Here is a 13,811-nt window from a genome sequence, read left to right as displayed (position 1 = left end):
ACGAGATCGGGCGATTGGGACGGGGCCCGCAAACTCTACCGATGGTTTACACCCCTCCTGCATCTGGATGTGCATGTCAAATTCGTCCAGTACATCAAGCTCGCCTTGCAGGAGACCGGCTTGGGCCGGGAATGGGTGCGCCCTCCCCGGCTGCCGCTGGCCGGCAAGGAACGGGCTCAGGTGTTGAAGATCATCCGGGATAGCGTGGCTTGCCGGCCCTCGCTCCCTCGCCCGGCCAAACGCGCCTAACCCGCATGTTATACACTCGACTGGGTAGGGAAACGCTCGCCATCAAGTTTTAACAATGCGGGTTAGATCAAACCGCGCCCCTGCTCAACAAACTCATGCATTTACAATTCGACAACCTGTTGAAAAGAGTTCTGCCTCGGACTCCGCCCAAAGGAAGCGTTTCGTGCAACAAGGGCGCGGTTTCCTTAGCCCGGAAATTCCCGGTCGCGGAACAAGCATGAAATTTCCGGGCTAACCCGCATTCGGCATGTTTCCCCACACCCAACTCGCGGAAAATGTTCCCTGGATTCCGGGGCCGTATCCCGGTGTTTCACTCAAGGTGCTGCACAAGCATCCGGACACGGAGGGGGTCACCGTGCTGCGCCGGTTCGGCGCGGGCATCACGGTGCCGGCTCATTCGCACCCCATGGCGAACGAAACGGTGTACATTTTGTCCGGCGAATGGGAAGAATCGGGGGCGGTTTACGGTCCAGGCGCGTGCTTTTTTGCGCCGCGCGGCACCCGGCACGGTCCGCATGTGGCGCGGACCGAAGTTCTGAGCCTTACGGTGTTCGACGGGCCGCTGACGGTGCTGTGACGCCCCGGGCTTTAGGCCGTTGATGTTCTTGATGCCTGGTTTTCCACTCCGAGATGGATGAATTCCTTCCTCAAGAAGATGGCCCCCCCACTCCCTTTGCCAATCTTCGGGAAAAGGATGGAAAATGTTCTGAAGCGCTGGGGCTGGAAAACGTGCCGACCTCCCTGCTGATCGATGGACAAAGCAAAGTCCTCTCGGTCCATGTCGGCTTTGAAGGCGAATCCACAGGCCAAGCGTTGCGGAAGGAGATCGAAGGCGTGCTGGCAGCAGCCAGGAAATGAGCCGCGCGGGCCGCGTCGCCTCCCCTTTCCACCTCAAGAGGTTTTGTCCTTGAGGCGGGAGCCCTCCCCCCACGGACCGTTCCGCGGTTGATGTTTGCTCGGAGGCGGATACGCTCGGGGCCATGCGCTTCATTGGCAACGTCATCGAAAAGCTGCAACGCCATCCCAAGCGGATCGTATTTCCCGAGGGCACCGAGCCGCGGGTCATCCAGGCCGCGCGGCAATTCCACGCTTTGCGCCTGGGCGCGCCCATCCTGTTGGGAGACCGCGGACGCGTGAAGGAAGCCGCCGCCCGCCTCAACGTGCCCCTCGACGGCGTTCGCATCATCGATCCTGCGACAAGCGAGGAACTGGACCCCTTCACCAAACGATTCGAATTGCTGCGGCGGATGAAGGGCTTGCGCGAGGACGAAGCGCGCCTCGCCATGATGAAGCCCAATCACTTCGGCGCCATGATGGTGGCCATGCACCAGGCAGATGGCGTGGTCTCCGGCGCCAGCGAGACCACCGGCAGCGTGCTGCGTCCCTTCTTCCAAATCATCAAAGTGGCGCCCCAGCACACCACCGCCTCCAGTTGCATGATCCTCGAGGTCGAGAACACCAAGCTCGGCGAGGATGGAGTGCTCTTCCTCGCCGATTGCGGTGTCATTCCCGAACCCACCGTCGAACAACTTTCCGATATCGCCGTCTCGACCGCCAGGCTGGCTCGCCAGATTCTAGGCGTCCGCCCCCGCGTCGCCCTCCTTTCCTACTCCACCAAGGGCAGCGCCACGCATCCCAGCATCGGACGCGTACAAGCCGCGACCGCCCTCGCCCGAAAAAAGGCTCAGGACACCAGTCTGGACGCCGAATTCGACGGCGAATTGCAGGTGGACGCCGCGCTCGTCCCCGAAATCGCGGAGCGAAAACTTCCGGAGAGCCGGGTCGGCGGGCAGGCCAATGTCCTGGTTTTTCCAGATCTCAATTCCGGCAACATCGCCAGCAAGCTCGCGCGCCATCTCGCCCGCGCCAACGCCTACGGCCAAATCCTGCTCGGGTTGGACCGCCCCGCCGCCGACGTGTCCCGGGGTTCGAGTGCCCACGGCGTTCTGGGCGTCGCCGCCATCGTGGGATTGCAAGCCATCACTTCTTCCGAATCCGTGGCCGATCCCGCATGAACTCGGTCACCCCCCGCGTCTTTATCGCCGCCACGCGGCAGAATGACGGCAAGACGACCACGTCGCTTGGCCTGCTCGACGTGTTGCAAAAGACTTATCCACGCGTCGGCTACATCAAGCCCGTCGGCCAGCGTTTCGTTGAAATCGACGAGCAGAAGATCGACGAGGACACGGTTCTCATGGACCGGGTTTACCGGCTCAATTGTCCTTTGGCCGACATGAGTCCGATCGCGGTGGAACCCGATTTTACCCGCAAGTACCTCGAATCTTCCAAGAATGACCAGCTCACGGCCCGCATCTCGAAGGCCTTCGACCGCGTGGCCTGGGAGAAGGATTTCGTGCTCTGCGAAGGCTCCGGGCACGCCGGAGTGGGAGCCGTGTTCGATCTCTCCAATGCTCGCGTCGCGAAGCTGCTCCGCGCCAAAGCGATCATCATCAGCCAGGGCGGCATCGGCAAACCCATTGACGAAGTCGCGCTCAATCAAGCCCTGTTCGAAAAAGAAGGTGTGGAAATTATCGGCGTCATTCTCAACAAGGTGACGCCCGCCAAACTGGATCACATCGCCAAGTTTGCGCGGAAGGGACTCAAGCGAAAAGGCCTCGAATTACTCGGAGTGCTGCCTCACCAGCCCATCCTTTCCCGTCCGAACATGGAATCCATCCGCGAAGTGATGGACGCCAAACCGCTGAACTCGTCCTCCCGGCAAAATAATCTCGTGGGCTCCGTCGTCATCGGCGCCATGAGCGCGCGCAACGCGGCGGCCCTCCTCCAGCCGGCCACACTCATGATCCTCCCGGGAGATCGAACGGATATCCTCGCCGCCGCCCATGCCCATAGAGCCGGCTCCTCCTGGCCCGCCGGGATGATTCTGACCGACGGCATCCAGCCCTCCCGGGAGGCCTTGGCGCTCATCCAGGAGCTTCCCTGGCCCGTCCTCTCGGTCGCAGCCCACTGTTACGATGCGGCCTCCATCGTGCACGACCTCATCGTGAAAACTCGTCCGGACGACACCGAAAAAATTTCCGTCATCCGTGACCTGATCGCCGACCACGTGGACGTCGGCGCCATTTTGAAGCATCTCCGCTCATGAACCGACTGCCCTTTCTTCCTCAACTTGACCGCATCCCCGTCTATGTGCCGGGCCGCCCCATCGACGAGGTGGCTCGCGAACTGGGCCTCGATCCGGCCTCCATCCTCAAACTGGCTTCCAACGAAAATCCGCTCGGCCCCTCGCCCAAAGCGATGGACGCGGTCCGTCAGGCCGTTCCCAGCCTTCACCTCTATCCCGACGGCAGCTCGTTCCGTCTGAAGAAGGCGTTGGCGGCCAAATTTGGCGTTGAGCCCGAGAATCTTCTGCTGGGCAATGGCTCCAACGAAATCCTCGAACTCTCCGCCCACATCGTGCTCCAGCCGGATCAGGAGGTGGTTGTCTCGCAGTATTGCTTCGCGGTCTATCCCATCGTCACTCACATGTTCGGTGGCAAGCTCGTCACCGTGCCCGCCCGCCAGTTCGGCCACGATGTTCCCGCCATGTTAAAGGCGGTGACCCCCAACACCCGCCTCATGTTCGTGGCGAATCCCAACAACCCCACGGGCACGCTGATCGAGCGCGCCGACGTGGCCCTCCTCCTGAACGAGTTGCCGCCTCATGTGTTGCTGGTCATGGATGAAGCCTACATTGAATTCCTTCCCGATCCGATCGATCTGCTGCCTTTTATCCGCTCGGGCACTCACCCGAATTTGCTGCTTTCCCGCACCTTCTCGAAAATCTATGGACTCGCCGGCCTTCGCGTCGGCTACGGCTTCGGCCATCCCGACCTCATCGCCGCGTTGGAAAAGGTGCGGCAGCCGTTCAACTTGAACGCCGCCGCCCAGGCGGGAGCGCTCGGCGCTCTCGCGGACGACGACCATGTGAAACGCACCCGCGAGATGAATGTCGCCGGACGGGCTTACTTCGAGAGAGAGCTCTATCATCTCAAGCTTCACTTCGTGCCTTCCTTCGCCAATTTCATCCTCGTTCACGTCGGGGACGGAGCCCGGGTCTTCCACGCCATGCAACGCCGCGGTGTCATCACGCGTCCCATGGCTTCCTACGGACTCCCCGAATGGTTGCGTCTTACCCTGGGCACGCCCGCGGAAAACCAACGGTGCCTGAAAGCGCTCACGGAGTCCCTGCCGGCCTGAGGCGCCTCCTGGTCGCTTCGGATGGCCACAGCATTTGCGCGGACAGCTCGCGGAGGCTCCCCGTGCGTCCCATCCGCCGCCGCAGTTCTCATTTTGCTGGGTAGGGCGCGTCACTCCGTGCGCGCCGCCTCTGGAAACAACCGGTTTTGGCGCGCAGTGGAGTGCGCACCCTGCCCTTACCAGCCCGAATGAGAACTGCTGCATCCGCCGGTTCGCCGGGAGGCTTCTTGCCAGTCCCCACCCCCGCCGATAGGGTGGGCCGGCAATGCGGTTGCTGGATCGCTATCTTTTGAGGGAACTTTGGGTTCCCCTGCTCTACTGCTTCACCGGATTCCTGGTCTTTTGGATCTCGTTCGAGTTCGCCGGGGACGTGGACGATTTCCAAAAGAGCCGCCTCACTTCGGTCGAGATCACGCGCTACTATGCCGCCCTGCTGCCCAAGCTCCTGGTCGAAATCGTCGCGCCCATCAGCTTTCTTCTCGCGCTCCTTTACGCCGTCACCCAGCACAGCCGACACCAGGAACTGACCGCCATGCGGGCCGCGGGCATCGGACTCTGGCGCTTGTGCCTGCCGTACTGGATGACCGGCTTGTTGCTGAGCGCGGTGTCCTTTTGGCTCAATGAAGCCTGGGTGCCCGGCGGGGTCGAACGCGCGGACCGCATTCTGCGCGGCCACACCCAATCCCCGGCCGGAGAAGATCCCGCCGACTGGGTGCGGACGGTCACCTTCCAAAACCACCGCGATCGGCGGCTTTGGTTGATGGACGCCTTCAACAAGCGCAGCCTCAAGCTCAGCCGTCCTGATGTGGTGTGGAATGCGGCAGACGGAGGGCGCCGCAAGCTGGTCGCGGCGGCGGCGGCTTACCACGAGGGCGCTTGGGTGTTCGATCAAGCGCAACTCTTCTCCTACGACACCGAAGGCAACTTGACCAGCATGCTGCAGACCAACCGGCTCGTCGTCGCGGAATTCGATGAAGTGCCGGAACACATTCGCAACGAGATTCGGGTGCATGCGCGTGGTTCTTTCCGGGAGGCCAAGAAACTCCAGTTCTCGATCCGTGAGATCGAGGATTACCTCGCGCTCCGCGGTTCCTCGCTCGCCGCCCGGGACACCGTCTGGCTGAAAACCCGGCTCTACGAGCGCTACGCCTCGCCTTTCACCTGCCTCGTCGTCGCCCTCATCGCCATCCCCTTTGCCGCGCCCTCGTCCCGGCGAAATGCTTACGTGGGAGTGGCCAGCAGCTTGTTCATCGGATTCTCCTACTTCGTCTTGAAGGAATTGAGCCTCGCCGCGGGCGTCGGCGGACACCTGGAACCCTGGCTGGCCGCGTGGCTGCCCAACCTTGCGTTCGGCCTCTTGGGCGCTTGGCTCCTTCTCCGCGTGCGATGAAAAGCTCCGATCCATCCGGGGTCCAAGCCGCCCTCGCGCGCTCCGAGTCCCGCTGCCACCGGCTGGAACAACTCTACCGCGTCAGCCTGCTGCTGCACTCCACGCTGGATCCGAAGGAGGCGCTGGAACGAGTCGTGCAAGAAGCCGTCCGGTTGGTGTCGGCCCGCAGCGGATCCGTCATCGGCATCAACCCGCTGAACGGCCTGCTCGAGATCCAAGCCTCGTGGGGATTGCCGAAAAGCGCCGAAACGCTGCGCCTGCGGGTCGGAGAGGGCATCACCGGCTGGGTCGCCTCGAACGGCAAACCGGTTCGCGTCGGACATGTGCAATCCGATCCCCGCTATGTCCCGGTGCGCGCCGACGTGCAGTCCGAACTGGCCGTGCCCCTCTGGGTGGCGGGCAGCTTGCGCGGGGTGTTGAACGTCGACGCGGACCGCCTCAACGCCTTCAGCGAGGAAGACCAGGAATGGCTGGAAGAATTGGCCAAGCACGCCGCGCACGTGCTCCAAAACACCTGGCTCTACGAGCAAAGCCGCCACAAAGCGGTCCTTCTGGAATCCCTGTTCAACGTGGCGCAAACCGTCAATACCGTGTTGAACCTGGACGACGCCTTTCAGGTCATCGTGCGGGAATCGTGCCGGTTGATGCACGCCCGCCTCTGCTCGTTGCTCATGGTCGATGCGACCAAAGCATGGCTGGACCTGCGGGCCTGCGCCGGAGCCGGCCGCGCTTACCTCGAAAAGCCGCGCCTGTCCGTCGAGGAATCCCTGGTCGGAATCGTCGTCCGCCGCAAAAAGCCGCTGCAAATCGAAAACGTGCAGAACTCCAGCCGTTATCAAAGCATCGAGATCGCGCGGCAAGAAGGCTTGGTGTCGCTGCTCAGCGTTCCCTTGATGTTCGGCGGCGAAGCCCTGGGCGTGCTGAACGTGTACAAGGACCGGCCTCATTGCTTTTCCAACGAGGAAACGAGGATCCTCTCCGCCCTCGCGGAATTCTCGGCCATCGCGCTGGAGAAGGCGCGCTTGCACGAACGCATCGTGGACGCGGAGGAACGGCTGCGGCAGCAGGAGAAGCTTTCGGCCCTGGGCTTGCTGGCGGCGGAAGTGGCTCACGAGATCCGCAATCCTCTCACGGTGATCAAAATGCTCTTCCACTCGCTTGACCTCGCCTACGACGCGGGGGATCCGCGCGCGCGGGACGTCGAGATCATGCGGGACAAAATCGATCATCTGAACCGCATCGTGGAGCAGATCCTCGCCTTTGCGAGACACGCCGAGCCGGTGCTGGAATCCGTTTCCGTCAACCAACTGCTGGAGAACCTGTCGTTGCTCGTCCGGCACAAACTCCAGCATCAACGCGTGCGGCTGATCCACGTTCTGAGTCCGGCGGATCCCCGGATCACGGCGGACCCTGGCCAGATCGAGCAGGCGTTTTTGAATCTGATGTTGAACGCGGTCGAGGCCATGGAGCAGGGAGGAGCGCTGACGTTGCGCACCTCGGTGGAGCCGCGCAAGGGGGGTAAACCCGGCGCGGGGCAGGTGGTGATCGAGTTCAAGGACAGCGGCGTGGGGATGACGGCGGCGCAGAGGAAAAAAGTGTTCTCGTCGGTGCTGAGCAGCGGCAAACCGGGGGGAACGGGATTGGGCCTGGCCATCGTGGTGCGGATCGTGGAAGCGCACGACGGCCGCATCGAACTCCGCTCTCGCCCCCGCCGCGGCACCACCTTCCGCCTGCTGTTCCCGGGCGCCTGAGGCCATTCGTTCGCGTCTCGGAGCGCGGCTGGTCCATTGGCCAAGCGCAGCAACAATGGTTTTTTTACCCCTAAAACGGTCGATGATCATGATGTTCATCGATCCGACCGAAAGCCTGTCTTCGTTCGTGTGATTGGTGGGCAAATGACTCCCCTCTCCATGGATCGGTGCACCCGCAAGTTGTCGGGGCGCGCCGTTCACGGCGCTTCCGCTCGCGCCGCAGTACCCCGCCCAATTTCTAAACAGGCTCTTAGCCCTTGGCGGCCTCCTGGCCCCATTGAAGACACGCCTTGAAGCGGCCTGAACGCCACGCCCCGGCACTGCCGCGCGCATCACCGACAACCGGTAAATGCATGATCCGTGGATTTGGTCACACCCAAATCCACGGGTAACACGCAGCAACGCATGTTTCCACGACGCCTGGAAGTGCCTTGGACAGGTTCGCATCATCGACATTCCATCGATCACGCCCGCGACAGCGGGCCGTTCTAAATCCGCGCATCCTTCAGCCGCACGAATCACCTTTCGCAAGCCCGTCAGAAGTCTTACGCGCGGATTTAGGTCACACTCTAACTATTGACAAGAAGGGTCCACTTTTGCTTAACAGTTATCCATCAAGGCTAGAAAAGGCGGGTTGGCCACTTTCCAAGGAGTACGGGTTCATGTAAGTCAACCTAAGATCATGTATACTAACACTATGCACGGATTGAGTCTTCATCAGGTTGTCTCTGGACAGAGGTTGTGTAACGCATCTCGAGGTCGCCAACCTTATATCGGGAAATAGTGCGCATGGGCGCTTGTGTGGCTGGGAGCCTGGACAGCGGTCCTCTTTCCTCTCCGATCTCGCGCCATGACCCTTGAGACGTTCCAGAGTTTTCTTACGAATCCTCCCACCATTGAAAGATTGATTTTCGAGCGCACGCTCGAGTTCAAACCGTTCCTGGTCCAGGACAAAAAAGCAGGTGAGAAAGCGATCAAGGACATTCAAAGTGGATCCAAAGTGATGCCCAAGGAAACAGAGCTCTATTTTCCTCGATTTCAAGCCAAACCGGAGGGTTTCGTTTTTCGAAGATTGTCCAAGATCGAGGACCTGAGCGCTCCCCAGCTACCGCGCCTTTCCCCTTGCGACGGGCGTTATGAGTCGGATTGGTGGTGGATCGATCAACCAAGTGTGACGAAGTCGAAATACACCCTTCCAGCTATTTGGCCCAAGGAGGAGAACTTATGCATGTCCTCCTGGCGTCAAGCCACCGAGGTGCTGCGTCTTGGAATATTCGAACTCTTGACCGAAACCCTGCAATGGCAGGGATCCAATTTTACCGCCACTTCTGAAACCGGCCAGCCTATAAGCGGTCAATCGACCCTTGACGCGGATGGTGCGGTCCGATCGTTGCGCTATGTTCTTGGGAAGAATCAGCATCGCGAAATCACGTATCATTACCAATCCATTCCCGCTCGATGGCCGGATGCGTTCGAGACGACCACGCTCTACAGGGATCACCGAGAGCGCAAACCGTATGCTGCCTTCAAGTTCCGGGAAATCGTGCTGGCCGGTGAGCCGCTTTCACGGGATTCCTTTTCGCCGGCGCCCATGCTTCAGGCATCGCATGTCATGTTCGAACTCACCATGGATGGCCAGATGTTTCGATTTGATGGTACAAATCGAATTCCCATCCAAACCTCAGGCTCCACGCTCTCCGATATGAATGAGTGGGTCCGTTTGCTCCGGGTCGTCATCGCGGTTGTCCTTGCCGTGGTAGCCTGGCACACGCTTAAGAGAATCACCGGACTGATGAAGTCGCGCTTCAGTTCCAAATAAGTTCGCCTCCGCCCGCCAATGGGCAATGCAGGCGAATGTGGAGTCAACATCAACCAAGGAGAAACTATGAGATCAGTGCTCGGTATCTTATCTAGTCTAATGCTTATTCAGCTAACGGGACTTGCGTGCTATGTCAGACCATTCGAAGATGTGGCGTGTGTCCTAACAGTTGCATTTATGTCATCGCGTGCGGACTGAACACGAACGGTATCATGACGTGCAATGGAACTTCCAGCGGCGCGAACTACCTCACCGTGATGAACGCCAGCTCGGGAGCTTATAGCTATCTTTCATTCCCGACCGTCTGCGCGGCCCCGGTTCGGCTCGTCGCCGGCTGTTGCGGTGGTGCGCGCACCACGAGCAACGATTGGACTCCAATCAACGAGGAGTACCCGATTTTTCAAGGTTGTCGCCGAACCTGATTCGGATTCCGATGACGAGCCCAGCTGCTTGCGCCCTGTCGTTTGGGCGGCTGGGCCTCGCCATCTTGTTGACTGGAGACAAGTTGCGGTGTGCCCGCCGAATATTGCCAGGCCGCTTCCTTCCCCCATCGCCTCCTCGCCGTCAGGGCTGTCAGCCCAAGCTCATCGACTCGGACACCGGCTTCGGGATGCACGGGTAAGGATCGAGTGTAGTCAGAAATGCATCTCGTTCCGTCCTTGGATTCACGAAGGGTTGGCCCCAGCATCTCGCAATGGCGAACGATGGCCCGACCCGCACCCCACCACCCGACCCACGGGTGGCGGAGTTTTTGCGCCATCTCCGTGAGGAACGAGGCGCATCCGCCTTCACCGTCCGAAATTACGAGCAAGGACTCCGGCATTTCCAAGATTGGTTCCACGCCGCTCGAGGCGCCTTTCCGACTTGGACCGAACTCGGGCGCGACGATCTGCGCGCATACCTTCGCCAGTTGAGCCGCGAGAATCTGGGCCGCGCCACCATCCAGTTGCGTTTCTCGTCGCTGCGCGCCTTCTACCGATTCCTGATTACCCAAGGACACGCCACCCAGTCGCCCGTGCGCGGAATTGCACTTCCGCGGTTGGAGAGGCGATTGCCCCGCTTCCTGCCCCAAACTCAAGTCGAATCGCTGCTCCAAGCGCCCGTCCGCTCCACCCAGGGTGATTCGTCCGGGGAATCCGATCGTGAAAAGCTGGAGCGCGTGCGCGACGCTGCCGTGCTGGAACTGCTCTACTCCTCCGGCCTTCGCATCAGCGAATTGTGCCAACTGACAGGGGGTCAGATTCTGTGGGAGCAAAGTTGCCTGCGCGTGCTGGGCAAAGGACGCAAGGAGCGCGTGGTTCCCACAGGCAGCCCGGCCCTGGAAGCCTTGCGACACTATTGGAAACAATGGGAGTATCACCCAACCTCAGAACAGCCCGTTTTTCTGGCCAAACCAGGGTCGAATCAAGCTCTGGCTCCGGGCCAAGTGCAGAGGCGGCTCAAAAAGTATCTCGCTGCCGCCGGGTTGGATCCCGCCCTCACGCCCCACAAACTCCGCCACAGTTTCGCCACCCATTTGCTGGACAACGGCGCCGATCTCCGCAGCGTGCAAGAGTTGCTCGGCCACGCGCATTTGGTCACCACTCAAGTCTATACCCACGTGAGCCTGGAAAGGCTCCGCGCCGCCTATGACGCGGCCCATCCCCGCTCCTGAAAATCAGCCTCCCATGAATTCCAAACTCTTTTCTGAACTCGGACTCTCCCCCGAAATCCTTCGCGCTATCGACCGGCTCGGCTTCGAACAAGCGTCCCCCATCCAGGCCGAAGCCATCCCGATCCTCATGGCTGGACACGACGCGGTGGGCCAATCGCAAACGGGTTCAGGCAAGACCGCCGCGTTCGCGATTCCGGCCATCGAGAAGACCGATCCCCAGCTCAAAGCCGTCCAGGCTCTGGTCCTCTGCCCGACGCGCGAACTCGCGGTGCAAGTCGCCGAGGAAGTCCATCAACTCGCCTTTTTCAAGCGCGGTATCCAAGCGCTCCCCATCTATGGCGGCCAATCGTATGAGCGCCAGTTCGCGGGGTTGAAACGGGGTGCCCAACTCGTCATCGGCACACCCGGCCGTGTGCTCGACCATCTGGCCCGCGGCACGCTCCGGCTGGATCACGTCAAGATGATGATCCTGGACGAAGCGGACGTGATGCTCGACATGGGATTCCGGGAAGATATCGAAAAAGTCTTGCAAGCGCTTCCGCGGGAAAGGCAAACGGTGTTCTTTTCCGCCACGATGCCTGCCCCCATTCGCGACTGGATCGAGCGCTACGCCCGCGAACCCAAGTCGGTCAAAATCGAGCAGAAAACGCTGACCGTGCCCACCGTGGAGCAGGTTTATTACGAGGTCGACCGGAGATTCAAAGTCGAACTCTTGGCCCGTCTCATCGACATCCACGACCTCCGTTTGGGGATTATTTTCTGCAACACGAAACGCATGGTGGACGAACTGGCCGATCACCTCGAGGCCCAGGGCTATTCCGCCGACCGATTGCACGGGGACATGAGCCAGGGCATGCGCGACCGGGTGATGGGAAAGTTCCGCCAGGGCGGCCTGGAATTTCTGGTCGCCACCGACGTGGCCGCGCGAGGCATCGACGTGGACGACGTGCAAGTGGTCTTCAACTACGATCTTCCCTACGATCCGGAGGATTACGTTCACCGCATCGGCCGAACCGGACGCGCGGGCCGCAGCGGACGGGCCATTTCATTCGTCGCCGGGCGGGAGATCTTCCAAGTGCGCAACATCGAGCGATTCACCCGCACGCGGCTGCATCGAGCGCACATTCCCAGCCTCGACGAAGTGGAAGCCGCTCGCGACCAGGCCTTGGCAGGAAAAGTTCGAACCGTGCTGCTCTCGGGCGAATTCAAACGACAGGATCGCCTGATCGAAACCCTGATGGAAGAAGGTCACGAGTCCACGGATATCGCGTCCGCTCTCATTCATTTGCTGGCCGGCGGTGAAGACGATCCCTCCCCGGAAGCGAACCCCCGGCGCTCTCCTTCGACGGACCATCTCCGTGACAAGTCCGAGTCTAACGCTCGCCCTCGGCGTCCGCGCGAACTTCAAGCTGCGCCGCCAATTCAAGTGAAGAGGTCATTTCCAAATCCTGCGGCCGCTGCTGAATTGCCGTCCGCTGCCCCGAAGGAAGTTGCGCGTCGCGAGGTTCCGCCCCAGACCGCACACCATCCTGTCGTGAAGATTCCTCCACCTCCGCCTATAACTCGTTCTTTACCGACTCCGACGGAGGAAAAGTCATCACGGCCCGCGCCTGCTGCTTCCCATCCGGAACGGTCAACCTCCGCAATCCCTCGCAGCAGCGCGGGAAAGGGGTTTCAGAGTTCTGCTCGGTCCCCAATGATGCCCGATTGGGTGCGCAAGAAAATGGGCCTTCGCGAAGTCCCACCTAAACCTCGCCGGCCAGACCATCGCCCGCCCAGTTCCTCCATTCCTTCGCGACCACAGAAACCGCTCGAAAAATTCACCGCCTCGAAACCGCCTCCACCGCCTCTGTCCAAAGGAGCCCCCGGCTCAAACACCCCCCCTCTTCGATCCACCCGCCGCACCCCTTCCAACCAATCACGCCTCTGGATCAACGTCGGTGAGGAGATGGGCGTCGAAACACGGGACGTGGTGGGCGCGATTTTGGGAGAGACCGGACTGCCTGCAAACTCTGTCGGCACAGTAGACGTCCGATCGCGACATCTTTTCGTCGACGTGGCGACCGAACACGTGGGTACCATTCTCAATGCCCTGAAAAGGACCAAGATCCGCCAACTTCCCATCAAGGCCAAACTGGCCTGAAAGCAATCTGGGTCCCTCAACTTCGCCATGGTGAGGGAGAGGGTGGGAGGGCGGCGTTCCACCGCCGTCCCAAATCATCGTCTCGCGAACGCCCAAAATCATGACCGGAGATTCACCTACCGAGGCACGAAAAGCAGTGGCGGATTTGCTCCATGGTCCCAAAAGGCCCGAGTGGCTAAGTCCAACTGGTCTGTCGCCAAGTTTAACAGCCATGTGTTCAGAGTTAAACTGTTTGTCTGTAACATGTTGCATTACAAGACACCCCGGATCTGATGGCATTCTGTCGGAAAACTTAACAGTGATGGGCTGAACGTCCGTTCCGTTGCTTGTTGTAAACTAAGTTTATCTTGTTAATAGACAACATATTACGATGTTTTTCGCAACGCAATCCTAGGTTCGTACGAAAGCTGTTCATAGTATTGAAGCCCTGTCGTTTGCAGCCTCGAAATTGGGTTTCGAAGGCGGACAAGTAGGGCGGGAAAAAACACATGAAAAACAAAACAACGTTCGGGCTCTTCTGGGTTGTAGCCGCTGTGCTGGCCTCGGTGACGGGGCAAGTGATGGCGACGCCTCCTCCTCCGGTCCCGGATGCGGGATCCAGCGCT

The 13,811-nt window shown here is 60.4% G+C and carries 11 protein-coding genes; all 11 read left to right on the top strand.

Annotation, left to right across the window (positions count from 1 at the left end; genetic code table 11):
• Nucleotides 1–249 (top strand): dihydrodipicolinate synthase family protein (locus tag FJ404_17530; GenBank protein ID MBM3824658.1); only part of this gene is annotated, 249 nt, incomplete at its 5' end.
• 247 nt (nucleotides 250–496) lie between these two features.
• Complete coding sequence (locus tag FJ404_17525; GenBank protein ID MBM3824657.1) at nucleotides 497–826, top strand: cupin domain-containing protein; 330 nt, start codon at nucleotides 497–499, stop codon at nucleotides 824–826.
• A 53-nt stretch (nucleotides 827–879) separates the two neighbouring features.
• A complete protein-coding gene (locus tag FJ404_17520) occupies nucleotides 880–1,107 on the top strand; it encodes a hypothetical protein (protein ID MBM3824656.1) in 228 nt (75 codons plus the stop codon).
• Nucleotides 1,108–1,229: 122 nt separating this feature from the next.
• Nucleotides 1,230–2,264 (top strand): phosphotransacetylase, encoded by a 1,035-nt coding sequence (locus tag FJ404_17515; GenBank protein MBM3824655.1) that lies wholly within the window; start codon nucleotides 1,230–1,232, stop codon nucleotides 2,262–2,264.
• Nucleotides 2,261–3,355 (top strand): hypothetical protein, encoded by a 1,095-nt coding sequence (locus FJ404_17510; GenBank protein ID MBM3824654.1) that lies wholly within the window; start codon nucleotides 2,261–2,263, stop codon nucleotides 3,353–3,355. The genes FJ404_17515 and FJ404_17510 overlap by 4 nt, the downstream gene beginning before the upstream one ends.
• Nucleotides 3,352–4,449, top strand: coding sequence for a histidinol-phosphate transaminase (locus FJ404_17505; GenBank protein ID MBM3824653.1), 1,098 nt, complete (start codon nucleotides 3,352–3,354; stop codon nucleotides 4,447–4,449). Before FJ404_17510 ends, FJ404_17505 begins: the two co-directional genes overlap by 4 nt.
• A 265-nt stretch (nucleotides 4,450–4,714) precedes the next feature.
• On the top strand, nucleotides 4,715–5,839 hold the full coding sequence (locus FJ404_17500) for a YjgP/YjgQ family permease (GenBank protein ID MBM3824652.1): 1,125 nt from the start codon (nucleotides 4,715–4,717) through the stop codon (nucleotides 5,837–5,839).
• Nucleotides 5,836–7,590, top strand: a complete 1,755-nt coding sequence (locus tag FJ404_17495) for a GAF domain-containing protein (GenBank protein ID MBM3824651.1) — start codon at nucleotides 5,836–5,838, stop codon at nucleotides 7,588–7,590. The genes FJ404_17500 and FJ404_17495 overlap by 4 nt, the downstream gene beginning before the upstream one ends.
• 850 nt (nucleotides 7,591–8,440) lie before the next feature.
• Complete coding sequence (locus FJ404_17490; protein MBM3824650.1) at nucleotides 8,441–9,409, top strand: hypothetical protein; 969 nt, start codon at nucleotides 8,441–8,443, stop codon at nucleotides 9,407–9,409.
• Nucleotides 9,410–10,103: 694 nt separating this feature from the next.
• A complete protein-coding gene (locus FJ404_17485) occupies nucleotides 10,104–11,063 on the top strand; it encodes a tyrosine recombinase XerC (protein ID MBM3824649.1) in 960 nt (319 codons plus the stop codon).
• A 13-nt stretch (nucleotides 11,064–11,076) separates the two neighbouring features.
• Entirely contained in the window at nucleotides 11,077–13,206 is a 2,130-nt protein-coding gene (locus FJ404_17480) for a DEAD/DEAH box helicase (protein ID MBM3824648.1), read from the top strand.
• The last annotated feature ends 605 nt before the right edge of the window (nucleotides 13,207–13,811 follow it).

The organism is Verrucomicrobiota bacterium, assembly GCA_016871495.1.
Classification (GTDB): domain Bacteria; phylum Verrucomicrobiota; class Verrucomicrobiia; order Limisphaerales; family VHDF01; genus VHDF01.
This window is presented reverse-complemented; position numbering and strand designations above follow the sequence as displayed.

Excerpts from the sequence above, each read along its gene's own strand:
- FJ404_17525 (MBM3824657.1), top strand. The coding sequence starts at position 497 with ATGTTTCCCCACACCCAACTCGCGGAAAATGTTCCCTGGATTCCGGGG.
- FJ404_17485 (MBM3824649.1), top strand. The coding sequence starts at position 10,104 with ATGGCGAACGATGGCCCGACCCGCACCCCACCACCCGACCCACGGGTG.
- FJ404_17520 (MBM3824656.1), top strand. The coding sequence starts at position 880 with ATGGATGAATTCCTTCCTCAAGAAGATGGCCCCCCCACTCCCTTTGCC.
- FJ404_17480 (MBM3824648.1), top strand. The coding sequence starts at position 11,077 with ATGAATTCCAAACTCTTTTCTGAACTCGGACTCTCCCCCGAAATCCTT.
- FJ404_17505 (MBM3824653.1), top strand. The coding sequence starts at position 3,352 with ATGAACCGACTGCCCTTTCTTCCTCAACTTGACCGCATCCCCGTCTAT.
- FJ404_17500 (MBM3824652.1), top strand. The coding sequence starts at position 4,715 with ATGCGGTTGCTGGATCGCTATCTTTTGAGGGAACTTTGGGTTCCCCTG.
- FJ404_17495 (MBM3824651.1), top strand. The coding sequence starts at position 5,836 with ATGAAAAGCTCCGATCCATCCGGGGTCCAAGCCGCCCTCGCGCGCTCC.
- FJ404_17510 (MBM3824654.1), top strand. The coding sequence starts at position 2,261 with ATGAACTCGGTCACCCCCCGCGTCTTTATCGCCGCCACGCGGCAGAAT.
- FJ404_17515 (MBM3824655.1), top strand. The coding sequence starts at position 1,230 with ATGCGCTTCATTGGCAACGTCATCGAAAAGCTGCAACGCCATCCCAAG.
- FJ404_17490 (MBM3824650.1), top strand. The coding sequence starts at position 8,441 with ATGACCCTTGAGACGTTCCAGAGTTTTCTTACGAATCCTCCCACCATT.